Source organism: Leuconostoc sp. XM4 (assembly GCF_055698815.1).
The window spans coordinates 1-25,000 of record NZ_CP134507.1; the positions used below are offsets into that span (position 1 = coordinate 1).

A 25,000-nucleotide genomic window follows, 5' to 3' on the forward strand; every position below is an offset into this window, starting at 1 on the left:
GTGACAAAACCAATAACCAAAGAAGAATTATGGTCAAAAGTGCAAGCCGAATTTTTTACCAAGCTCGGTCGTGTTACTTTTTCCACCTATATAGAACCGCTAAAACCGCTGACACTAGGGGATACCAGTTTAACATTAGCAGTACCAAGTGATATGGCACAAGATATCATTGATCAATGGGATAGTGAATACTCCATGGATTTTGTACAATTTGCCATGTCGATTGCTGATGGTTTTATTAAGCCCGACTTGCAAGTGGCCGAAGCAAAGCCTACCACTATACCAACTTTTTCAGATAATTTATCATTTACGCGCGAATCTGACTTAAATCCAGATTTTACTTTTGAAAAATTTGTTATCGGTTCAGGAAACGAAAATGCCTATGCTGTCGCGCGTGCAGTTGCTGATGAACCTGGACAAGTATACAATCCTTATTTAATTTATGGTGGGGTTGGTCTTGGGAAAACACATTTGATGCAAGCTATCGGCAACGCGTATGCTGTGTCGACGCCAAGCGCACACATCAAATACGCTACAGCTGAAGATTTTTTGAACGATTTTACTGAATCTTTGCGCGCAGGGGATGGCGCTACAGCAGCTTTTAAGCAAGAATATCGTTCTGTTGACCTCTTACTTGTTGATGACATCCAATTTTGGTCTGGAAAAGAAAAAGTTCAAGAAGAATTTTTCAATACTTTTAACGTTTTAACTAAAAATGGTAAACAAATCGTTATGACTTCAGATAAATTACCAACAGAGATTGTTGATCTACAAACACGATTAACATCACGTTTTGAAGCCGGCATTATGATGGATATTCAAAAACCTGATTTACCGACAAGAGTAGCTATTCTACAAAATTTGTCTGAATCTGATGGTTTAGATATTCCTAATGATGTGTTAGAACTGATTGCCGAAAAAATTGATTCCAATGTGCGTAGCTTAGAAGGGGCGTTTCATAAGTTTGAAGCCAGCTTGCGATATATGAATAAACCGGCTACAAAAGAGACTGCTCAACAAATATTAGGTGATTTAAATATTAATCAAGGCTTCAAGATCACTGTTGAGCGCATTCAACAGGTTGTGGCAGATTATTATATGCAAACTATTGATGATCTTAAAAGTTCAAGTCGCAAAAAAGATCTTGTCACTGCACGGCATGTTGCTATGTATCTAACAAGAACGCTAACAAATGAAAGTTTGCCTGACATTGGCCGTTCATTTGGTGGGCGAGATCATTCTTCGGTACTACATGCCACGACCAAAATAACTGAAAAATCAGAGAGCGATTCGCGTACAAAAGAAATGTTGGACGCCCTAACTGATGAAATTAAACATGGCAAATAACTCTAAGCATTGCTCATAAAAACGTATGTTTATAAAGTTGTAAAAATAGGGTAGTTACCAACAGCGTTGTGAACAACTACTTATAAACGTTCTGTTAGTCACAGGAGACTTTTCCACAACATCAACACCCCTTATTATTACTACTACATATTTTTTATATAATTATTAATATAACTATCACTTATTTGCTTAATTTAAAAAGGAGTAACATCATGCAATTTACAATTAACCGTTCAGCCTTTATTAAAGCCCTCAATGATGTATCACGTGCTATTTCATCACGAACAACTATTCCAATTTTGACTAATATCAAATTAGTTTTAAATGATGAAGAATTAGTCCTTACTGGTTCAAATGCAGATATTTCTATTGAAACAACTGTGCCACAATCAGATACCAGTGCCCAATTAATTATCACAACTCCTGGTGGCATTACCTTACCGGCAACTTTCTTTATTAATATTGTTAAGCGTCTTCCTAATGATGCAATGACTCTTAATGTTGAGGGCTTACGAGCTACTATTACATCTGGTGCCTCATCATTTACAATTAATGGACAAGACGTACAAAACTACCCACAATTACCAGAAATGGATGATGTGCAAAGTTTGAGTGTTTCTGCTGCGCAACTTGTCGATATTATTTCGCAAACAAAAATTTCAGCTTCTACGCAAGAAAGTCGACCAATTTTAACTGGGATACATCTACAATTAACAGGAAATAGCGTGAAGGCAGTTACAACTGATTCTCATCGCTTATCCCAACGCATTGTTCAGCTAACAGGAACTGACGCCAACAATGTTGATGCAAATGTAATTATTCCAGCAAAATCTTTTAATGAATTACAAGCATTACTCGAGGGTCAAGATCGTGTGGAAATCAAGTTTTCTACAAACCAGGCGGTGTTTGATTTAGGACGTACAACATTTTATTCACGTTTACTAGAGGGAAACTATCCTGAGACAGATCGTTTGATTCCCACGGAGAGCACGACACAAATCACAATTGAGGCAAGCTCATTACTGGGTGCAATTGATCGAGCAAGCTTACTGAGTCACGAAAGTCGGAATAACGTTGTTCAATTGTCATTAAAAGCAGGGCGTGCAGTGTTAACCGGTACGTCTCAAGAAGTTGGGCAGGTGACCGAAGAGTTGAATGCCAATAGCATTGAAGGGGAGGACTTAGAAATCTCTTTCAATCCGGATTACGTTCGTGATGCTTTGCGTATTTTTAATGGCAAGCGTGTAGATGTTAAATTTACAAGTAATTTACGTCCGTTTACTTTGACACCTGAAGGAGAGACGGACAATAAACAATTACAACTCATAACACCAGTCCGCACGTTTTAAATTGAAAAATATGTCATTTGTTCAAATACTTGAAAATAAACCCGTTTAAACAAAAATAAACAAAACACACTAACGAGGCCTAGAATTGCTTATATACAATTTTAGGCCTCGTTTTTGAGCTTTTAGGGTTTAAAAATGGTATAATACTATAGTAACTACCGTGACCATTAACTCACAAAGAGAAAGCGATATATGACAACCAGCGTACGTATCACAACTGAATACATTACTTTGACACAATTATTAAAAGAAGAGAACATTATTTCATCAGGCGGCCAGGCCAAATATTATTTAATGGATTTTCCGGTGTTACTCAACGGAGAAACAGAAAATCGTCGCGGTAAAAAGTTATACGATCATGATGAGATTGTTATTGATGGCGAAACATACACAATTGAATTAGCAGAGAATGCTGAAGAGTTGATAGCAGAAGCTGAGACGCAAAGAGCTGAACGTGCTATGAACGCTAAAAAAACCGTCCGTGATGATCGTATTAAGGCACAAAAGGCAGCTGCAGCCAAAGCCCGTAAGGAAGCTAGATTTGCTGAATTACGCAAAAAAAATCGTACTCGTGCTGGTGGATTTGGTCGCTCGACAAACAAACCTAAAGGACCCGGTTCGTGGAACTCGAATCGTTAAAGCTCGATCATTATCGTAATTATTCAGATTTAACGCTGGAATTCAGCTCGGGTGTGAATGTTTTTCTTGGTGAAAATGCGCAAGGAAAAACAAACTTATTAGAAAGTATTTATGTATTGGCACTTGCAAGGTCACATAGAACCAGTAGTGACAAAGACTTGGTCCAATGGCAAGCAAAAGAAGCAACTATCAGTGGCCGGGTTAAACGTTCTATTAGTGAGACCCCGCTGTCGCTCCATTTTTCTAATAAGGGTAAAAAAGCACGGGTTAATCATCTTGAACAATCAAAGCTGTCGCATTATATCGGGCAACTCAATGTCATTTTGTTTGCACCAGAAGATCTTGAGCTGGTTAAAGGGGCGCCAAGCGTACGTCGCCGTTTTATTGACATGGAGTTTGGCCAAATGAACCCCTTGTATTTGTATAATACGACACAATACAAGCGGATTTTAAAAGAAAGAAATGCTTATCTTAAGCGTTTGCAACTTAAACAGACAACGGACACAGTATTCTTGGATGTATTGAGTGAACAATTGGTTGATGTAGGTTCACAAATTTTAATTGCACGTCAAGAATTTTTGAACAAATTAGAACTGGCTGCACAACCAATTCACGCTGAAATATCTGATCAGCGTGAAGCTTTGAAATTACGATATATGAGTTCGGTTGATTTTGCTTCAGATGCTAGTCTTGAAGAGGTGAAATCGGTATTCGCTGATGCATTGTCACGTCAGCGTTCACGTGAAATTATGCAAGGATCGACAATGGTTGGCCCTCATCGCGACGAATTACAATTTGATGTTAATGGGAATAATGTTGCTGTTTTTGGTTCACAAGGACAGCAGCGAACAACGGCGTTGGCTATTAAATTAGCCGAAATTGATTTAATGCAACAAGAAACTGGGGAGTATCCAGTATTGCTTCTCGATGATGTACTTAGTGAACTTGATGCCAGTCGGCAGACACATTTATTATTGGCAATTCAAGATAAGGTGCAAACATTTATCACTGCACCAACACTCAGCGATATTGCACGGCAACTCATTCGAAAACCACGTGTGTTTCATGTGAAACAAGGAGTGATTACACTCGAAAACGACACATAGGTTAAATCAATGAATTGATTTTGCTATGTGATGATAATAGATAGTACATAAAGGATACAAAATGGCAGAAAATAACGAAAATATAGATCAAGAATTAGAATCAGTTGATGATATTATTACTGATGACGAAGAAATCCGACACGCTAGCACGGTTGATGCGAAGGCCGGTGATTATAATGCTGATCAAATTCAAGTATTGGAAGGCTTAGAGGCTGTTCGTAAGCGTCCCGGAATGTATATAGGAACGACTACAGCCCAAGGTTTGCATCATTTGGTGTGGGAGATTGTCGACAACGGTATTGATGAAGCGTTGGCAGGATTTGCTTCCCACATAACGGTAACAATCGAAAAAGATAATTCAATTACTGTAACAGATGATGGACGAGGTATTCCGGTTGATATCCAAACAAAAACAGGGAAACCCGCGCTAGAGACTGTGTTTACCGTGCTTCACGCTGGTGGAAAGTTTGGTGGCGGCGGGTATAAAGTATCTGGTGGATTGCATGGTGTTGGTGCTTCTGTTGTTAATGCGTTGTCAACCGACTTAGATGTTAAAGTGGTTCGTGATAATAAAGTTTACTATATGGACTTCAAAGTTGGTCGTGTTCACACAACTATGAGAACCTTAGACGAGGAACCAACGATTGAACGCGGCACAATTGTTCACTTTAAACCTGATACTGATATTTTTCGCGAGACAACAACTTATAATTACAAGACTTTGTTGACACGTGTGCGCGAGTTGGCCTTTTTAAATAAAGGATTACGTATTTCGATTGCTGACAAACGTTTAGAAGAACCAATCAAAGAGAGCTTCCATTTTGAAGGTGGTATTAAAGAATATGTTCAATACCTAAACGAAGATAAGCAAGTTATTTTTCCTGAACCGGTTTATGTTGAGGGTGAGGAAAATGGAATTGTCGTTGAAGCTGCTTTACAATACACAACTGACATAAAAGACAGTTTGCGTACTTTTGCAAACAATATTAATACTTATGAAGGCGGAACGCATGAAACCGGCTTTAAAACAGCATTGACACGTGTTATTAATGATTATGCACGTAAAAGTGGTCAAATTAAAGACGGTGCGGAAAGTTTGACTGGTGAAGATGTTCGTGAAGGAATGACAGCGATTGTTTCTATCAAGCATCCAGATCCACAATTTGAGGGACAAACTAAGACCAAACTAGGCAATTCTGATGCGCGTCAAGCCACAGATCGCATGTTCTCAGAAACATTTAGTCGTTTCATGATGGAAAACCCAAATGTTGCTAAACAAATTGTTGAAAAAGGTGTCTTGGCTCAAAAAGCACGTTTAGCAGCTAAACGTGCTCGCGAAATGACGCGTAAACAATCTGGTTTGGAGATTGGTAATCTACCCGGAAAGTTGGCAGATAACACATCAAATGACCCTGCCATTTCAGAATTGTTCATCGTTGAGGGTGACTCTGCCGGTGGTTCTGCTAAGCAAGGACGAAACCGTGTAACACAAGCTATTTTGCCAATTCGTGGTAAAATTTTGAACGTGGGGAAAGCTTCACTGGAACGTGTTTTGGCTAACGAAGAAATTCGCTCGCTCTTTACAGCTATGGGCACTGGCTTTGGGGATGATTTTAATGTTGAAAAAGCTAACTATCATAAAGTTATTATTATGACTGATGCGGATGTTGATGGCGCACATATTCGTACGTTACTTTTGACATTATTTTATCGCTATATGCGACCTTTGGTTGATGCTGGCTATATTTATATTGCTCAGCCACCTTTGTATGGCGTTGCTTTAGGCAACAACAAATCAATGACTTACTTGGATTCTGATGAAGAACTTGAGTCATATTTGTCGCAATTGCCATCCAATGTTAAGCCAAAAGTGCAACGATACAAGGGACTTGGAGAAATGGATTATGATCAATTAGCTGATACGACCATGGATGCTCAGAACCGTCGTTTATTACGTGTTGATCCAGCTGATGCTGAAGAAGCTGAAGCAGTTATTGACATGTTGATGGGTGGCGATGTGCCTCCACGTCGAAAGTTTATTGAAGATAATGCAGTCTTTGTTGAAAATTTGGATATTTAATCCAAGTGTGTTTTAGTATTGAATTTAAAAACACAATATAAAAGTCATAAAATATTTGCGAGGAGTAAATAAGTAATGTCTGAGTTAAACGACAGCCGTATTAAAAATGCGAATTTGTCAGAACAAATGAAAACGTCATTCTTGTCATATGCCATGTCTGTTATTGTGGCACGTGCACTGCCAGATGTGCGCGATGGCATGAAGCCGGTACATCGACGAATTCTGTATTCAATGATTGAACAGGGAAACACACCAGATAAGCCACACAAAAAGTCGGCTCGTATTGTTGGGGATGTAATGGGTAAATATCACCCCCACGGAGATTCTGCAATTTATGAGTCAATGGTCCGGATGGCACAACCTTTTTCATACCGACACATGTTAATTGACGGTCACGGAAACTTTGGTTCTGTCGATGGCGACGGTGCTGCTGCTATGCGGTATACGGAAGCTCGTTTGAGTAAAGTCGCCATGGAAATGGTTCGTGATTTAAACAAAGATACAGTTAATTTTATTCCCAACTATGATGGTGAGGAACGCGAACCGGAAGTATTACCAGCACGTTTTCCAAATTTGTTGGTTAACGGGGCCACCGGAATTGCTGTTGGAATGACAACGAACATTCCAACGCATAACCTTGCTGAAGTGATTTCTGCGCTTCATATTTTGATGAATAATCCAGAGGCTACCACAGCCGACCTGATGGAAGCATTACCTGGACCCGATTTTCCCACTGGTGGTATTGTTATGGGAAAGTCAGGTATTCGTCGTGCATATGAAACTGGACGTGGCACTGTAACTGTACGTGCAAAAGTAGATATTGAGCAACTTAAATCAGGTAAAGAGCAGATTGTTGTAACTGAGCTACCTTACGCCGTTAACAAGGCGCGTTTAATTGAGCGTATATCTGAATTAGCACGTGATAAAAAGATAGAAGGCATCACAGGAATTCGCGATGAATCCGATCGTGAAGGCTTACGAATTTCTATTGATGTTCGTCGCGATGCTTCGGCAAGTGTCATTTTAAATAATCTATATAAGCAAACATTATTGCAGACTAGTTTTAGCTTTAATATGTTGGCGATTGATCACGGTGCGCCTAAGACAATGAGTTTGAAAGAGATACTTGTTGCTTATCTGGCACATCAACGTGAAGTTATCCGTCGTCGTACAGTATTTGAATTACAAAAGGCACAAGCGCGCGCACATATTTTAGAAGGTTTACGCATTGCGCTTGATCATATAGACGAAATTATCACAATTATCCGTTCGTCAAAGACCTCTGAGGAGGCTAAAACTCGTTTAATTAATGGTTATGCTTTATCTGATAAACAAGCACAAGCTATCTTGGACATGCGTTTGGTTCGTTTGACTGGCTTGGAACGTGACAAGATTGAAGAAGAATATCAAAAACTTGTTGCTCTGATTGCTGATTTGAAAGATATTTTGGCGCATGAAGAACGTGTTGATGAAATTATTTATAATGAGCTACTAGAAATCCAAACAAAGTTTGGTGACAAGCGTCGCACAGAATTGCAGGTTGGTGACGTCCTAAGTATTGAAGATGAAGATTTGATTGAAGAAGAAGATGTAATCGTAACATTGACTAATAGTGGTTACATCAAACGCGTTGCAACTGGAGAGTTTAAGGCACAAAATCGAGGTGGTCGTGGTGTTCAGGGTATGAATGTTCATGATGAAGATTTTGTTGACCAGATGATCTCTACATCAACGCATGATACTTTGTTGTTCTTTACTAATAAGGGTAAAGTCTACCGTATGAAAGGCTATGAAGTACCAGAATATGGTCGCCAAGCGAAGGGAATCCCAGTTGTTAATCTTTTGAATTTTGAAGGAAATGAAAAAATTCAAACCGTTATCAATGTTCGTGGGGAAGCCGGTGAAAGCAATGATTACCTATTCTTTGTAACTCGTTTGGGTGTTGTCAAGCGTACAGCGGTAAAGGAATTTGCAAATATTCGTACGAATGGACTAAAAGCCTTAACTTTGCATGATGATGATGAAGTACTATCTGTTCAAATTACTGATGGTACGCAAAATATTATTATTGCGACACACAATGGTTATTCAGTTAGTTTTGCTGAAAACGATGTACGTGTTATGGGACGTTCAGCTGCTGGAGTCCGTGGTATTCGCCTTCGCGAAGGGGATCTAGTGGTTGGTTCTGACGTGTTGGAAAAAGATCATAATGTTTTGATCATCACGGAAAAAGGTTACGGAAAGCAAACACCAGTGAGCGAATATCCAATCAAGGGTCGTGGCGGTAAAGGAATTAAAACGGCAAATATCACCGAGAAAAATGGTCCCCTTGCTGGAATGACTATTGTCAGTGGCCAAGAAGATATTATGGTTACGACGACACAAGGTGTAATGATTCGTTTTAATGTTGATTCTGTCAGTCAGACAGGACGTGCAACACTGGGTGTGCGTTTGATTCGCTTAGAAGGTAATGCCAAAGTGGCTACGTTAGCAAAAGTAGAACACGAGGAAGTGCTAGAGGATGTTTCACGTGAAACATCTGATAAGGCACCGTTGGATGAGCAACAAATTGACCAAGTTTCAGAACTATTAGATCGTGCACAAGAAGATACTGATAAATAACAAAAAATAAACCAACAGGACGTTAGTAGCCTGTTGGTTTATTTTTTTATAAAAGATAGAACAATTGAAAACTTGGTAGAAAACAAATAGTATAACAACTAATTTTCATAATGTTATAATACATTAAAATTAAGGAGTAGTGATTATGAGCATATACGATTATTTTGCAACCTTAGAAAACGGAGAAACTTATTCACTTAATAAGCTAGCCAATCATCCAGTAGTGATTGTTAATACTGCTACGAAGTGCGGCTATGCACCACAATTTGGTGAGTTAGAAAAATTATATAAGAAGTATAAAGATAAGGGACTAGTAATTTTAGGCTTTCCATCTAATCAATTCAAACAAGAGTTAGAAACCGCATCCCAAGCAGCCCAAGCATGTCAACTTACTTATGGTGTAACTTTTCCAATGCATCAACTAGTTGCCGTGAATGGTAAAAACACAGATCCTTTGTTTAAATATTTGAAAGAGAATTCAAAAGGAATGCTGGGTAGTAGCACAATCAAATGGAATTTTACAAAGTTTTTAGTGGATAAGGAGGGAAACGTCGTAAAACGCTATGCCCCAAAAACAGAACCCAAGGATCTTGAAGAAGATATTGAAGATGTTTTATGAGTGCCACGCATTCCGGTAAAAACCTTAAGTACGTATTGTTGGTGTCTTAAACTGGATCAAATGATGTTGGAATTTACGTGTCACCGGCAACAGTGTACCATCTGTTAATTCAATTATTTTTTCTGACTTTAAGTATTGCTTGATAAAGTCACGATTAATACAAAATGATGCATGAATCTGTATGAAGTTTTCATGGCTTGAAGCAATAGTTTTGATTGTATTTCGAATTTTGCTTACACCATTCTTTGTGAAAACATTGATATAATGTGTACCCTTATTACTGGAGACATAAGAAAGGTGGTTGAGGTCGAATTGGACGAGGTGTGCACCATTGCGTATAGTAATCAGGTTAGGAGATTTTTTATCGTATCGTTTAAGTACTTGATCAGCTGTGTAAATAGCCGACTTGAGTTGTTGTGCGAACGCAGACTCAGGTTGTGATTTGTCAATAAAGTCCAATGCACTGATGTGATGTTGAAATGTGTGCCATGATAGTTCACAATGAGTTGTGACAATAATAATCGGTGAAATAATATCATTCTTGCGAATTAGTTGCGCAGTTTGAAGACCTGCATAAATGACGTCTTTAATTTCAAGATCCAGTAAAATAATCTTCGGGGTTTTATCTTTTAGCACTGCAGATAATAAATTGGCAGGCGAAGTGAACGTGTGAATATGTTGTATATACTGTTTAATACGCTTTTGTTGTGTAATGTCGTCTTCTAGCAGATAAATCATTGTGAAGTTCTCCGATAGTAAGCGTCTGCGTAAAATTCTGATTCATCAAAGTAGCATGCATCGAAATCGTAGGCATCCGCGCCATGTACTGTTCTACAAAGGTTAATCCAATACCAGAGTGACCCGGTTTCGTTGAGAAACCATTTTTGTTCATGTTTGAAAGGGCCACATTCTGATTAATGGTATTTGTAATACTGACAATATGATAATCGTTATCTGACAAAATAGATAAAATGACCTTCCTTTCGATGCTGTTTATGGCTCCCTCAATGGCATTATCAAGCAAAATACCAATAGTTCGATAAAGATCTAGCGTCACAGTCATATTGAACTTTTCTGCAATATCGACTTTAAAAAATAGACCACTATCAATAGCATATTGATTTTTGACAACGAGTAAACTACGTAGGTTTAAATCGGTGATCAATTGAAGATTTAAAGTTGGTGAAAGAGGTAAAGCACTAGTACTTTCTGATAAGAAAGAATGATAGACTTCTTCTATTTCACATAAATTTTTGGTATCAATCGCTAGAGCTAAACTGGCAAGTATATTTTTATAGTCATGTTGAAAATGTCTGTAGGACGAACAAATTTGCTCCAGTTTCGTAACATATGTCTGTGTTGCGCGACTTTCATATTCGTGTTGTGTGCGTAATTGCTGAAAATACCTGCAGAGGGGGTAGATCATGATAATTAGTAAAAAAATAAATGTTAATTCAACTAACCAGATAGAATCTAAGAACATATTGATAGGTATCGTAATTGATAAATTCAGAGTAGGGTTCATTTTGAAAGTCTTTCGTTTGTATAATAATAGAGGATTATGTAAATAAATTACAAATACTTTGCTAATCGTATAATACGAAATAAATTTTCGAAAAGCTTATTTTGAATTCATAGCGTTATCGGTTTAATTGCTAATTAATCCATGAGTTTTAAAATTGGATACAATTAGGGTGAGAATTATATTTTCTTAATTCGGAAAGGAATTGGTGACAGCATATGTGAGCATTCTGCTGACTGTTTACATTTGTTAGGTCATTATTTATAGAATGATTTTTTTCTTAAATGCAACTATGCAACCACAGAAATCAGGAATTGAGCATGCGCAATTAAAACGCGCCGATCTTTTTCGAGTACATGGAGAACAGTTTAAAATTGTGCTTCGCGAATGGGATCCTCTTTTGCATGAAAACATGAAAGCAACCAGCTTACAATCCTTCGAGGTGATTAACATGTTTGATTATTTTCAGGAAGCAACCGAGGTATTTGATCAGACGATAACAGTTAATGATCTGGATTTTGGTGTGGCTAACACGCATAGAGTTGAAGAGATTAAAAAAAATCGTTATCTTATTTACGATATAAATCAACAGCTTATTGCTCGTGTTAATTATCGGACTGATCAAAAGCAAGTAGCCTCTACTGAGTTATTTGATGGTTTTGGTAATTTATATTGTGTTAATATGTATGATTCTCGAGGCTTTGTTTCTCTATCTCAATGGTACACACCTGATAATAAAATTGGTTCCGAAACATGGCAAAGTCCCGAAGGGAGAACGGTTTTAGAAGCATTTAACAAAATTAATAGTGATGGATCTGTTGAAAAAGTTTGTTGGCGGTTGATGAGTAGGGTAGGCGAAATCCATATTTTTGATACACTTGAGCAAGTAACCTTGCACTTTTTAAATTTGCTTAATGATGAGTACTGGTCAAAAAATGAACCAAATATTTTTATATTAGATCGTGCACATTTAGCTCAAACTGTATTGCGTTATTTGGATAAACCATCGTACAATGTACTTTTTTTGCATAATTCTCATGCTAGTGACGCGAGTCATCCTGAAAAGGGCATATTAAATAATAATTATGAGTATAGTTTGTTTAATATTAACGTCTATGATGCTGTGGTTAGCGCTACGGAAAGGCAAACCAATGATATTCGCAGTCGATTCAAACCAACCACGAAACTATTTACAATTCCAGTTGGCGTTATACCAATGAAACAGTTACAACAGCAACGTGTGCCTATGGCAGAGCGAACATTTGGTAAAGTCGTGGCATTGGCACGTAAAGCACCAGAAAAACAACTTGACCAATTAGTAAAAGCGGTTGCGTATGCGCGCCAGCAAGTGCCACAAATAACGCTTGATTTATATGGGTACAAGGATCCAACCAATAATTTTCTTGCTGAACGTTTGATTGAGTCAGCCATTAGAGAAAATAATTTAGAAAACATTGTGACATTGCATGATTATACTGATCAGGTTGCATTGGTCGAACAAGACGCGCAAGTTTTTGGTGTTACTTCAAGTATGGAAGGGTTTAATTTATCGCTGATGGAAGCGTTGGCACAGGGAGACATTGGGGTAACTTACGATGTCAACTATGGTCCAAATGCAATTATTAATGAGGGAAAAAATGGTTACATCGTGCCTCTAAATGATTACAAATCTATGGGTGAAGCGTTAATTCACATCTTCAAAGAGCCACGTCTCATGCAACAACTCAGCGACACATCCTATGAAATGTCTTATCGATATAGTTCTGACACGGTGTGGGCACAATGGTGTTTACTTTTGGTCGATGCAAAAAAAATGTGGCCAGTCAAACAAGCTAATTATTTTCATATGACGATTAATGATCTAAAGGGTGCGGATGAGGAGAGTGAATCATGAATTATTTCATTTCGGAGAATGCATTTGAATTTAACTCCGGTACTGAATTTTCTCAGGCTGCTCGCACATCGATGTATAATTCATTTGGCAATTTAACGTTATTTGTTACACGGAATTATACACCAGTATTCCATCGGACAATTAAAACCCTTGGGTTAAATGATCATCAAGTTTTGAATATGTATGATTTTTTCCAAGAGGCGACGCGGGTTAGCCGAGTCAAACAAAATTTACGCGAATCTGTCACAATTCCTAAAAAAAGATACGTCATTGAAAGTCCTAATCCCGACCAATCATTGATCCTAAATGAGGGGCGCACTGTTGCTAAGGTAAATGTCATGCCGGCGACAGTTGCGCTAATGGGTAATATTGAATACTTTGATCGCTTTGATCATATTGTTGCACGTGACGAATGGGACTATCGTGGTTTTAAGTCGTCAACCGCTTATTTTCATCCAAATGGTGAAGTTAGTCTGCAAAAATTCTATACTCCTGTTGGGAAAGTTGTTTTAGAGATCACACATATGAATGTCCAAGGGCATTTGATGCCAACGATGTATAAGTTGATTAATTATTGTGGTGCAAATTACCGGTTTAATACAGAAAATGAATTATTTACCTTTTTTATGAACGAGCAACTGAAACAAAATCCTGGGACTATAATTTTAGAAAGAGCTAGTATGTTGAATACCATACCGGGAATAAAAAGTACAAAAGGAAAATATTTTTATTTGCATAGTTCACATACAAATTTGAAGGGACAATTGTTGACAACATTAGTTGAATTGATGCGCGGGGAACTAGATTTTACCGGTATTATTGTGGCCACGAAACAACAACAGCAAGATATGCAGCCATTAACAACACTACCCGTGTTGGCTGCACCAGATACGATTGTCAAAGAAAATAAAACAAATTCATTGGCCAATTGTAAATCACATAAAATTTTAGTATTGGGCCGAATTGCTAAAGAAAAACAACCACAAGATGCGCTGTATATCCTAAAAAGCGTGCAAGCTAGTGTAGCAGATGCGACGCTAGAATTTCGGGGTTACAGTACTGATCGGCAGCTATTAAATGAGTTAGATTTATTAATTGAACAACTAGGGTTAAAAAATACTGTTACATTTGGTAACTATGTTGTTGGTAAAATGTTGGATGATGTAATAGAAGGAGCGCAAGTATTGCTATCAACCGTACCAACTGAAGGGAACGGTATGCAAAATATTGAAGCGATGTCGCATGGACTTCCTGTAATCGCGTATAATGTTAATTATGGACCAAATACATACATGTCAAATGAACAACTTGTACCAATTGGTAATTATGATCAGGCTGCAAACAGAATAGTTTCGCTATTTCAAGATGATAAGCAATGGCAAGAGGCTAGCATATTAGCGTCCCAACAAGCACAATTATTTACCAAAGATAGCGTTTATAAGCAGTGGCAAGATTTGAACTTGCAATGAGTTAAATATGATTTAGTCTAAAATCAGGAGAATTGATCTCCGTACATATGAGGTACTTTCGATGAGAATTCACATTATGCCAAACTGGAGCGAACTTGGCGTAGAGATACCACAATTTAATGACAGCATCCATCAAGCACAATTATTTTTAGAACAAGGACAAGAAGTTGCCTTCATCTTGTGTGATTATCTACCCAAATTGCGTGGTATATTGTCAAACAAAAATATTGATAAAGCTACCGTTTGGTCAGCGTTTGATGTATTACAACATATTGACTTGTCAGCGCCACGACCTGTGGCATTAAATGACTTTACTTGGCCGGATTATGCAGAGTTTATGACGTTGACCGATCGAATTCTAGTCAACGTTTCTGGCCAGCACTACGCGACAATTTGGAGTAATCAATTATCATTTGACCATATTGACTTGTTTGCTGACGATATGATGACGCAACAATTAATCATTGATGATCGAGGATTTGTATCAAAAGTTATCGTATTTGATGAGGGGAATAAAGTTCGAACAGACTACTTGACCCCTAGTGGTGATATTGCGTTGCAAGAGGATGAACTGACTGGTCTTGTAACAACGCAACAGTTGTGGACAGAGCAGACACAATTTTCTAATATGACGGTATTAATTCATGAACTCGTAAGTTATTACTTGAATAAAATACCCGATGATGAAAATATAATTATTTCTCCAAGCGTAACTACTGGTGAAATACTTGAGGATATTGCTATCAAACAACCAATAATTGTCAGCGTACAAAATAATTTTGTTGAAGTAGGCAAGGAATTGGGAAAAATTAGCGATTTTATTGTTACGGACAATGAGCGACATCAACAACAAGTAATAGCATTTGATGGTGAAACAAAGGAAGTTGCTATCGTTCCACCATACGCAACAGATATGGTGGAAAACGAACATCTCCAGACTCCACTGGTAAGTCTATTTATTTCAGCACATAATTTATCTGTTGCACAACAAACGATAGTTATTGCTGCATTAATTAATATTATTAATGAATATGACACGACGACAGTTGTATTTGAAACTTCTGATAAAACTTCAGCAATGCAAAAACAAATTCATGAAGCGAGTTTAAAAGCTAAAAATGAGCATGGCTTGGTAGATCAGGACAGTCAAATGGCCTTTAAATCACGTTTTCATTTCTTGGAGACTCAAAATGAAGAACAACTTGTGCGTTATATGAAACACACGCAAATCCTAATTGATTTGGATAATGAACCAAATCAATTCTTACAAACCGTGGCAATTAATTTTTCTATACCACAAATTAACAGCACGGAAACAGTCTACCTTGAGCCTGATAAAAATGGTAAAGTATTGGCAGACTTTGCAGAGTTAGACAAAGCAATAAGTTTCTTTTTGGATAATAAAAAGCATTTTGAAATAGCACAAGAAGTATCCGCAGACATACAAGCGGAATATACTAGTGAAATGCTATGGATTAAATGGCAGCAAGTATTCAACAAAATCAAAAGTAAGATGAATAACTAAATAATTTGATGCAATGACAGGTGAAAAATGACAATATCAATTTTACAAATTGGCGCAGAAAACTGGGCACCATATATTACTGATAAGCTCGATTGGCACCATACATCAGTACTGGACCTACCTACTTTTTTAGCCATGCAAAGGGATCCGTACGTATTAGAACAAACCTATGTGTTGCTCACAGATGATCATCTTGAAAGCACGCTGCTATCTAGTCAAATTAATGAATGGCCTGCATTACGAGTGATTTACTTTGCTCATGAAGTAGCGTCTGATTTTCAAAAAATTCTTGATGAGCGACGCGCTTTTCATATTGAAGAAAATACACCAGAAAATGTTGAAAAAAGAATAGTTACTGATATGGATACCAGCCAATATGGTTTTTCGACACGCTTTAGCGCCGAACAATTTATTCCTTATGTGCCTGAAGGAATTCATTTGCAACGACAAGGAGATTTTTCAACGCAATTTGAAGGTGAATTTGGAGAAGATTGGCAACAATTAGGAACACTAAAGGCTGGTACAAGTGATTTTCAAAGTGGTCGGGCAAACGAGGTATGGTTGGAATACAATCATACAGAGAAAGCCGAACCGGCCTTGCTATTTGTGTTCTATAAAAATGGTGAAGTATTGACTCAACAGTTGATAGCTGGTCAATCATTGCGCCAATTGACAACTGTAGCGCCCCCTGAAGATTACGAAAATTATGAAATCTTGGTTTTGGGTAAAGGTCAGGGAACCCTTGATTTTTACGTCATTCACCAAAGAGTCTCTCGACATGGGTTGGGTCATTTGCTACCAGGTGGAACGTGGCAGCTTACCAAAGAAAATGAAGAAGTGTTAAGTTACTTTAATCCCGGAGATCGTCAAAAACCACTGATTGTCAGTTTTGCGGATACGAGGCTTCATGTTGATGGGTTTGAAATGCAAGAAGCGTTAAATCGTCTAGGAACACCATATTTATTGTTTACAGATGCGCGTATACAGGGTGGCGCATTTGATATTGGAACAGCAGAATATGAAGCGACCATCATTAGAATAATTAAGCAAAAAATGAAAACATTAGGACTACGTGCCGAAGATCTTATTTTGATGGGTGCTTCTATGGGTAGTTACCCTGCTTTGTACTACGCTGCTGATCTTAACCCCGCTGCTGTTGTCATTGCAAAACCAATTATTAATTTGGGCACATTCACTGCTGGATCAACTATTTCACGTGGCTTTGATTATGGTTGGCGTTTAGATGTACGACGTTATTTGAGTGGCTATGTTAGGCCTGATGATAACGTAGCCATGAATGAAAAGTTATGGAAACACATTGAGAATACGAACTGGACAAATATCAAAGTGGCATTATTTTCGATGTCTCAAGATGAATATGATGGTCAGAGCTTAGGTCAATTATTAGATTTCTTTGCCAAGCATAATGTCCCAGTAAAGCATGAAAGTGAAGAAGGGCAACATACGGAGAAACTTGATGAAATGGTTGACTTCATGATGACTAATTTAAATGTATTACAAAACACTATGCGAGCGGAGGGTGAATAATGCAATATCAAATTTATTGGACACCCAATACTGAACTGCTGGGACTTCAAGGGGCAACAGTTGACTTCAGGTCGTTGAATGAAGTGTATTATGAAAATTATTTTTTACCAAGTGGAGAGGTTGTTGCGAGATGGCATTCTACATACAACAGAATGAGTGGTCAACCGGTGGTGAAGGCAGACTTGCCCCAGCTGTCACACGGTGAGACATATGTGATAGAACGTCATATTGATGCCAGTGACCGGATGTTTGCCTATTTGGTGGTGACTTTTTTTGATCAGCAATACCAGCCAATTGCTACTTTCAGTGAAAATACTGAAAGACTGTTGATCAATACACCAGATGAATATGCTTTCTATGTTATTGATTTAGTTTCTGCAGGAAGCGGACATTTTACATTTCATAATTTCGATATTCGCATAAAAAGGGCTGGTATTTTGCGAGAAGACGACCAAGAAATAGCGCCACAATTATATAATTATTTGCACCAGCCAGAGAAAGTGACGAGTAAAGTATTACGGGTTATTTTTTCAGAGCCAGAAGAAGCGGTAACTGACTATGTCACGAAAAAAATAAAAACAACGCAACAAGCCGTATTATTTGTTGCAAGTGGCACACTAAAAGCAGGTTATTATCGTCAGTTAGAACTAATATCAGCCATTAAAACTGCACGAAAACAGGCTAAGGCGCACAGTCTTGAGTTTGTTGGTTATGGACCAATATCTAGTTACGCTGCCCTCTATTATCATCAACAAATTAAAAAGAGTGTGGCCATAATTAGCGAAGATATTTTATTGTCCCCTGGAAAGTCAGAATGGACAATTGAACGTAGCGTTGATGGCGTCAGCTATCTTACTAGTTCGATAATGCCCAACACTCAACTTGATCTAATCATTTCACATCCAAAATATGAGCGATTAGAAACACTGACATATGAGACGCCAACGCCTGAAGAATATGAGCAGCAATTGTTGTATGAGGCAGCACATCCAAAACCTGGCGCATTCTCTAAGCTTTTTGGTCAAAAAAACAAATGATAAGTTATTTATAACCAACAAAAAAGAGCCAAACATTTACTTGTTTAGCTCTTTTTCTGTTGGTTTTTTAAGGTAACAGTAGCTATACTCGTTAATTGGTTAGTAATATTTTCTGTAATTTTAACATGCCATACTTGAAGTGAATGACCAATATTAACTGGGGTTGCAGTGGCAATCAAAATTCCTTTGCTTACTGGTTTTAAATGGTGTGTTTGGATATCGACACCAACAGGAAATTGATTATCAGATAAAGCTTCTTTTGCACCTAATGAGGCTGCTGTTTCAGCTAATAAGGCGTTAATACCACCATGAACAATGCCATAAGGTTGCATAATTTTATCAGTGACAGCTAACTCAACAACTGTTTTATCAGCAGACAATATGGTGGTTTTTAATTCTAAAAGTTCTATAATATTCATAATAACTAATTTCCTTTCTGAATGGAGTATAACAAATGACAACTTGGAGCGCTATTAAGAAGTACGACGAGATTCTTTTTGAAAAAAATAGTGATGGCAAAAATCCTGGAAAAATTGCTAAAATTACGATGAACGACGTCGCAACACACAATGCTTTTACACCGGGGATGGTATCTGAAATGATAGATGCTTTTACAATTGCACGAGATAACGCTCAAATTGGTGTGATTATTTTAACTGGTGCTGGAGATAAAGCTTTCTCCTCAGGTGGGAACCAAAAAGTACGTGGTAATGGTGGGTATGTTGGTTCTGATGGCATTCCTCGTTTAAATGTTTTGGACTTGCAACGACTAATGCGTATTATTCCTAAGCCGATTATTGCTATGGTCAAGGGTTGGTCTGTTGGCGGTGGAAACGTATTGCAATTGGTTGCTGATCTGACTGTTGCTGCTGACAATGCTAAATTTGGTCAAACAGGACCAATGGTAGGCTCGTTTGATGCTGGATATGGTTCAGGCTATTTAGCTCGAGTAATAGGGCATAAGCGTGCCAAAGAGGTATGGTTCTTGAATCATTTCTATACTGCTGAGGAAGCCTACCAAATGAATTGGATTAATAAAGTGGTGCCAATAAATGAAGTAGAAGACGCCACAATTGAATGGGCCGATGAAATGTTGACTAAATCACCAACGGCGCTACGATTTATCAAGGCCGCAATGAACGCTGATACAGATGGCTTGGCAGGCCTACAGCAATTTGCTGGGGATGCAACCATGCTGTACTACACATCAGACGAGGCTAAAGAAGGTCGTGATTCCTTTAAAGAAAAGCGCGATCCTGATTTTGATCAATTCCCAAAGTTCCCATAAATAACGGAGGCTTAACACGTATGACCTTAAAAATTGCGATTGCACAAATTGATATAGCACTGGGGAAACCAGCCATTAATGAGCAAACAGTAATCGAGTATGCTCAGAAAGCTGCATCAGTCGAGGCTGATATTTTAGTTTATCCTGAAATGTGGAATACGGGGTATGATCTCCTTAATTTGGAGACCGTAGCGGATCCTCAAGGACAAAGAAGCGTTAATTTGTTGCGTGATCTCGCTAAAAAATATCATCTCAACATTGTTGGTGGTTCTGTGGCAACAGCCCAAGCAGAGAACAAATTTTACAACACGATGTTTGTTTTCAATGACAAAGGCGAACAAGTTAGTGAATACAATAAGTTACATTTATTTGGACTAATGAATGAAGAGAAATTCATGTCAGCGGGCAATAAAACAAATCTTTTTAATTTGGCGGATGTACCATCTGCCGGTGCCATTTGCTATGATATTCGCTTTCCAGAGTGGTTACGTACTATGATGAGTCAAGGGCCACAAGAAATTTTGTATATCGTTGCCGAATGGCCAATTCAACGAATAAAACAATGGCAACTTTTGCTGCAAGCACGAGCTATTGAAAATCAAACATTTGTGGTCGCTGCGAATCGTGTAGGTCGAGATAACAACAATACATTTGGTGGTCGTTCATTAATTATTGACCCACTAGGAAATATTGTCCAACAAGCAAGCGATGACAAAGTGGAATTATTAGTAGCAGAAATTAATATTAATGATGAAAAAACTATTCGAGGAGAAATCCCAGTGTTTAGCGATCGTCGTCCAGAACTTTACAGATAAGGTGAATAACGTATGCATTTTGAAGAATCCGACTTACTTAAAACACTACCTAAACAATTTTTTGCAACACTTGTTGCCAAAGTGAATGCGAAAATTGCTGCCGGCAAAGATGTGATTAACTTGGGGCAAGGGAACCCTGATCAACCTACCCCTGAGTATATTGTTAAATCTTTACAAGCGGCTGCAGAAAATCCGGCTGATCACAAATATTCATTATTTCGCGGTGAAGAACGTTTTAAGAAAGCCATTGCAGAATTTTATGCTGATGAGTATGGCGTGTCAATCGACCCAGAAACAGAAGTAGCTATATTAGCCGGCTCGAAAATTGGTTTGGTTGAGCTGCCGTGGGCATTAATGAATCCTGGGGAAACATTATTATTACCAGATCCTGGGTACCCTGATTATTTATCTGCCGCAGCATTGGGGCGCGTAAATTATGAAGCAGTACCTTTAAAGCAAGAAAATAATTTTTTGGTTGATTATGAAGCGATTCCAAACTCAGTAGCTGAAGCAGCTAAGTTTTTATATTTAAACTATCCTAACAATCCAACTGGCGCAATTGCAACTTCAGAATTTTACCAACAAACTGTTCGTTTTGCAGAAGAAAATCAGGTTGGTATTGTATCTGATTTTGCCTATGGGGCAATCGGCTATGATGGCCATAAGCCACTATCATTTCTACAAACAGAAAATTCAAAAAGTGTTGGAATTGAAACGTATACTTTCTCAAAAACGTTCAATATGGCGGGGTGGCGAGTAGGATTTGCTGTTGGAAATGCAGAGATGATTGAAGCGCTTAATCTAATTCAAGATCATTTATTCGTTTCATTATTCCCAGCGGTTCAAGATGCAGCAATTGAGGCCTTAACAAATAGAGCAGCGCGTGAAAAAGCTGTTACAGATCTGACCAATCTATATCAACGTCGTCGTGATGTATTTATTAATGCAGTTCGAGAATTTGGTTGGGAACCTTACGTTCCGCAGGGAGCCTTTTATGTGTTGATGCCTGTACCTAAAGGCTATACGTCGAGTGAGTTTGCAGATTTACTATTAGAAGAGGCTGATGTTGCTGTAGCTGATGCATCTGGATTTGGTAAGGGTGGACAAGGTTATATACGTGTCGGATTAACAATTGGTGAAGAACGTTTAGCTGAAGCTGCAAAACGAATTAGTAAGTTACCTATATTTTCAAAGTAAGCTGGAGACAGCTTATTTTTTTATTTTCATAAAAAACGAACGTTATTGACTTGTTACTGGAAATAAACAATACAGATACGATTAATAGTTTGCGAAATAAGAAAAAGGACAAGTAAAAAAAACAAGTAAAAAAAGTAGTTGACGAGGGGGAATAAAGTTGGTATATTAGTATATGTTCCGACGGAGCGAAGCGACGCAAAGCGTTGCGAGGCAAGGGGGAGCGAGAGCGTAAGGGCAGTGAGGTCGACGAAAACTTCTTAAAAGAAGTAGTTGACAAAGCGAAACGAGCGTGGTAAGATAATATAGTTGTCTCAGCGACAACGAGTAGCACATTGAAAACTGAACAAAACTTTGAACAAACGAATCTGTAGCTGTTACGTAAAGTAACAAAAACAAATTTGCGAAGTCAATTCGTAACAAACAATAAACGGATTACGTTATAGAGATATAGCGAAATATAGTCAGTTTAATCGAAGAGCAATCTTCAAATTTTCAAATTGAGAGTTTGATCCTGGCTCAGGATGAACGCTGGCGGCGTGCCTAATACATGCAAGTCGAACGCACAGCGAAAGGTGCTTGCACCTTTCAAGTGAGTGGCGAACGGGTGAGTAACACGTGGACAACCTGCCTCAAGGCTGGGGATAACATTTGGAAACAGATGCTAATACCGAATAAAACTTAGTGTCGCATGACAAAAAGTTAAAAGACGCTTCGGCGTCACCTAGAGATGGATCCGCGGTGCATTAGTTAGTTGGTGGGGTAAAGGCCTACCAAGACAATGATGCATAGCCGAGTTGAGAGACTGATCGGCCACATTGGGACTGAGACACGGCCCAAACTCCTACGGGAGGCTGCAGTAGGGAATCTTCCACAATGGGCGAAAGCCTGATGGAGCAACGCCGCGTGTGTGATGAAGGCTTTCGGGTCGTAAAGCACTGTTGTATGGGAAGAACAGCTAGAATAGGAAATGATTTTAGTTTGACGGTACCATACCAGAAAGGGACGGCTAAATACGTGCCAGCAGCCGCGGTAATACGTATGTCCCGAGCGTTATCCGGATTTATTGGGCGTAAAGCGAGCGCAGACGGTTTATTAAGTCTGATGTGAAAGCCCGGAGCTCAACTCCGGAATGGCATTGGAAACTGGTTAACTTGAGTGCAGTAGAGGTAAGTGGAACTCCATGTGTAGCGGTGGAATGCGTAGATATATGGAAGAACACCAGTGGCGAAGGCGGCTTACTGGACTGCAACTGACGTTGAGGCTCGAAAGTGTGGGTAGCAAACAGGATTAGATACCCTGGTAGTCCACACCGTAAACGATGAACACTAGGTGTTAGGAGGTTTCCGCCTCTTAGTGCCGAAGCTAACGCATTAAGTGTTCCGCCTGGGGAGTACGACCGCAAGGTTGAAACTCAAAGGAATTGACGGGGACCCGCACAAGCGGTGGAGCATGTGGTTTAATTCGAAGCAACGCGAAGAACCTTACCAGGTCTTGACATCCTTTGAAGCTTTTAGAGATAGAAGTGTTCTCTTCGGAGACAAAGTGACAGGTGGTGCATGGTCGTCGTCAGCTCGTGTCGTGAGATGTTGGGTTAAGTCCCGCAACGAGCGCAACCCTTATTGTTAGTTGCCAGCATTCAGATGGGCACTCTAGCGAGACTGCCGGTGACAAACCGGAGGAAGGCGGGGACGACGTCAGATCATCATGCCCCTTATGACCTGGGCTACACACGTGCTACAATGGCGTATACAACGAGTTGCCAACCCGCGAGGGTGAGCTAATCTCTTAAAGTACGTCTCAGTTCGGATTGTAGTCTGCAACTCGACTACATGAAGTCGGAATCGCTAGTAATCGCGGATCAGCACGCCGCGGTGAATACGTTCCCGGGTCTTGTACACACCGCCCGTCACACCATGGGAGTTTGTAATGCCCAAAGCCGGTGGCCTAACCTTTTAGGAAGGAGCCGTCTAAGGCAGGACAGATGACTGGGGTGAAGTCGTAACAAGGTAGCCGTAGGAGAACCTGCGGCTGGATCACCTCCTTTCTAAGGATAATCGGAAAGCGACAGGGACTTAAGTGTCAATTTGTTTGTTTCAAAGTTTTGTTTAGTTTTGAGTGTGATACTTTAATAGGTATCATGGTCTCAAAGTGATCCTATGGGGAATTAGCTCAGCTGGGAGAGCACCTGCTTTGCAAGCAGGGGGTCAGCGGTTCGATCCCGCTATTCTCCATAGCTAGTCGAAAGGCTAGCATGTTGTACATTGAAAACTGAATAGTAACAAATTCTTTTAAAAGCAATCGTAAGATTGCACTAAAATGAACCGAGAAACAACACAAAAAGTTCTTTAAAAAGAACGGTTTAATCGCAGGTCTGAAAAATGACCAACTCATAAACTTAAACCACAACTTCGGTTGTATAGGTTAAGTTAATAAGGGCGCGTGGTGAATGCCTTGGCACTAGGAGCCGATGAAGGACGTGACTAACTACGATAAGCTTTGGTGAGCGGTAAGTACGCTATGACCCAAAGATTTCCGAATGGGGAAACCCAACTCGTAAGAGTTGTCTGTATCTGAATACATAGGATATTTGACGGAATACGCTGTGAACTGAAACATCTCATTAGCAGCAGGAGCAGAAAGAAAAATCGATTCCCTAAGTAGCGGCGAGCGAACGGGGAAGAGCCCAAACCAACGTGCTTGCATGTTGGGGTTGTAGGACTGATATATAAGAGTTACAAAAGTGTTTTATAGCAGAACAAGTTGGGAAACTTGGCTATAGAGGGTGATAGCCCCGTAAGCGAAATGAAGCACACTCTTTTCAGGATCCTGAGTACGGCCGGACACGTGAAATCCGGTCGGAATCTGCGGGGACCATCCCGTAAGGCTAAATACTCCCTAGTGACCGATAGTGAACCAGTACCGTGAGGGAAAGGTGAAAAGCAC

18 protein-coding genes, 1 tRNA gene and 2 rRNA genes (1 of these 21 cut by a window edge) are annotated in these 25,000 nt (G+C 39.1%); 18 read left to right on the forward strand and 3 right to left on the reverse strand.

Features of this window, described 5'->3' with window-relative positions; translation table 11 throughout:
- The 7 genes from dnaA (at position 1) to RHP64_RS00035 (ending at position 9,762) form a co-directional block, all read left to right on the forward strand.
- Positions 1–1,347 (forward strand): chromosomal replication initiator protein DnaA, encoded by a 1,347-nt coding sequence (gene dnaA, locus RHP64_RS00005; protein ID WP_002816101.1) that lies wholly within the window; start codon positions 1–3, stop codon positions 1,345–1,347.
- A gap of 212 nt (positions 1,348–1,559) precedes the next feature.
- Positions 1,560–2,696 (forward strand): DNA polymerase III subunit beta, encoded by a 1,137-nt coding sequence (gene dnaN, locus RHP64_RS00010; protein WP_025267626.1) that lies wholly within the window; start codon positions 1,560–1,562, stop codon positions 2,694–2,696.
- Positions 2,697–2,888: 192 nt separating this feature from the next.
- Positions 2,889–3,335 carry a S4 domain-containing protein YaaA gene (yaaA, locus tag RHP64_RS00015; RefSeq protein ID WP_011679024.1) on the forward strand — a complete coding sequence of 149 codons (447 nt, stop codon included), beginning with the start codon at positions 2,889–2,891 and terminating at the stop codon, positions 3,333–3,335.
- Entirely contained in the window at positions 3,317–4,441 is a 1,125-nt protein-coding gene (recF, locus tag RHP64_RS00020) for a DNA replication/repair protein RecF (RefSeq protein WP_025267627.1), read from the forward strand. The genes yaaA and recF overlap by 19 nt, the downstream gene beginning before the upstream one ends.
- Positions 4,442–4,502: 61 nt before the next feature.
- On the forward strand, positions 4,503–6,521 hold the full coding sequence (gene gyrB / locus RHP64_RS00025) for a DNA topoisomerase (ATP-hydrolyzing) subunit B (protein WP_011679026.1): 2,019 nt from the start codon (positions 4,503–4,505) through the stop codon (positions 6,519–6,521).
- A 75-nt stretch (positions 6,522–6,596) separates the two neighbouring features.
- On the forward strand, positions 6,597–9,143 hold the full coding sequence (gyrA, locus tag RHP64_RS00030; RefSeq protein WP_025267628.1) for a DNA gyrase subunit A: 2,547 nt from the start codon (positions 6,597–6,599) through the stop codon (positions 9,141–9,143).
- 145 nt (positions 9,144–9,288) lie between these two features.
- Positions 9,289–9,762, forward strand: coding sequence for a glutathione peroxidase (locus tag RHP64_RS00035; RefSeq protein ID WP_002816095.1), 474 nt, complete (start codon positions 9,289–9,291; stop codon positions 9,760–9,762).
- 24 nt (positions 9,763–9,786) lie between these two features.
- Here RHP64_RS00035 and RHP64_RS00040 read toward each other — a convergent pair whose 3' ends face one another.
- Together RHP64_RS00040 and RHP64_RS00045 are read right to left on the reverse strand one after the other, a co-directional pair.
- A complete protein-coding gene (locus RHP64_RS00040; RefSeq protein ID WP_014324119.1) occupies positions 9,787–10,500 on the reverse strand; it encodes a LytR/AlgR family response regulator transcription factor in 714 nt (237 codons plus the stop codon).
- Positions 10,454–11,287, reverse strand: coding sequence for a GHKL domain-containing protein (locus RHP64_RS00045; RefSeq protein WP_014324120.1), 834 nt, complete (start codon positions 11,285–11,287; stop codon positions 10,454–10,456). Before RHP64_RS00045 ends, RHP64_RS00040 begins: the two co-directional genes overlap by 47 nt.
- Before the next feature lie 265 nt (positions 11,288–11,552).
- On the opposite strand from RHP64_RS00045, the gene RHP64_RS00050 reads away from it, so the two are divergent.
- The 5 genes from RHP64_RS00050 to asp3 all read left to right on the forward strand — a co-directional run bounded on the left by RHP64_RS00050 (position 11,553) and on the right by asp3 (position 18,757).
- The gene (locus RHP64_RS00050) at positions 11,553–13,178 is read left to right on the forward strand and encodes a glycosyltransferase (protein ID WP_025267629.1); all 1,626 of its coding nucleotides are present in this window, start codon (positions 11,553–11,555) and stop codon (positions 13,176–13,178) included.
- The gene (locus RHP64_RS00055; RefSeq protein ID WP_038534110.1) at positions 13,175–14,647 is read left to right on the forward strand and encodes a glycosyltransferase; all 1,473 of its coding nucleotides are present in this window, start codon (positions 13,175–13,177) and stop codon (positions 14,645–14,647) included. Before RHP64_RS00050 ends, RHP64_RS00055 begins: the two co-directional genes overlap by 4 nt.
- A 61-nt stretch (positions 14,648–14,708) precedes the next feature.
- On the forward strand, positions 14,709–16,172 hold the full coding sequence (gene asp1, locus RHP64_RS00060) for an accessory Sec system protein Asp1 (RefSeq protein WP_025267631.1): 1,464 nt from the start codon (positions 14,709–14,711) through the stop codon (positions 16,170–16,172).
- A 27-nt stretch (positions 16,173–16,199) separates the two neighbouring features.
- A complete protein-coding gene (asp2, locus tag RHP64_RS00065) occupies positions 16,200–17,720 on the forward strand; it encodes an accessory Sec system protein Asp2 (protein ID WP_025267632.1) in 1,521 nt (506 codons plus the stop codon).
- Positions 17,720–18,757: an accessory Sec system protein Asp3 gene (gene asp3 / locus RHP64_RS00070; RefSeq protein WP_025267633.1), complete on the forward strand. Its 1,038-nt coding sequence runs from the start codon at positions 17,720–17,722 to the stop codon at positions 18,755–18,757. The genes asp2 and asp3 overlap by 1 nt, the downstream gene beginning before the upstream one ends.
- Before the next feature lie 44 nt (positions 18,758–18,801).
- Here asp3 and RHP64_RS00075 read toward each other — a convergent pair whose 3' ends face one another.
- Positions 18,802–19,176: a PaaI family thioesterase gene (locus RHP64_RS00075; RefSeq protein ID WP_011679032.1), complete on the reverse strand. Its 375-nt coding sequence runs from the start codon at positions 19,174–19,176 to the stop codon at positions 18,802–18,804.
- Between the two features lie 35 nt (positions 19,177–19,211).
- Here RHP64_RS00075 and menB point away from each other — a divergent pair, with 35 nt between their 5' ends.
- The 6 genes from menB to RHP64_RS00105 all read left to right on the forward strand — a co-directional run.
- Positions 19,212–20,045, forward strand: coding sequence for a 1,4-dihydroxy-2-naphthoyl-CoA synthase (gene menB, locus RHP64_RS00080; RefSeq protein ID WP_025267634.1), 834 nt, complete (start codon positions 19,212–19,214; stop codon positions 20,043–20,045).
- Positions 20,046–20,065: 20 nt separating this feature from the next.
- A complete protein-coding gene (locus tag RHP64_RS00085; RefSeq protein ID WP_025267635.1) occupies positions 20,066–20,860 on the forward strand; it encodes a carbon-nitrogen family hydrolase in 795 nt (264 codons plus the stop codon).
- Between the two features lie 12 nt (positions 20,861–20,872).
- A complete protein-coding gene (locus RHP64_RS00090; protein WP_025267636.1) occupies positions 20,873–22,057 on the forward strand; it encodes a pyridoxal phosphate-dependent aminotransferase in 1,185 nt (394 codons plus the stop codon).
- Positions 22,058–22,550: 493 nt separating this feature from the next.
- Positions 22,551–24,101, forward strand: a 16S ribosomal RNA gene (locus tag RHP64_RS00095).
- Positions 24,102–24,215: 114 nt separating this feature from the next.
- Positions 24,216–24,288 (forward strand) — tRNA-Ala (locus RHP64_RS00100).
- Between the two features lie 188 nt (positions 24,289–24,476).
- A 23S ribosomal RNA gene (locus RHP64_RS00105) occupies positions 24,477–25,000 on the forward strand (it continues 2,392 nt past the right edge of the window).
- The 16S and 23S rRNA genes sit together here with 1 tRNA gene alongside, the layout of an rRNA operon.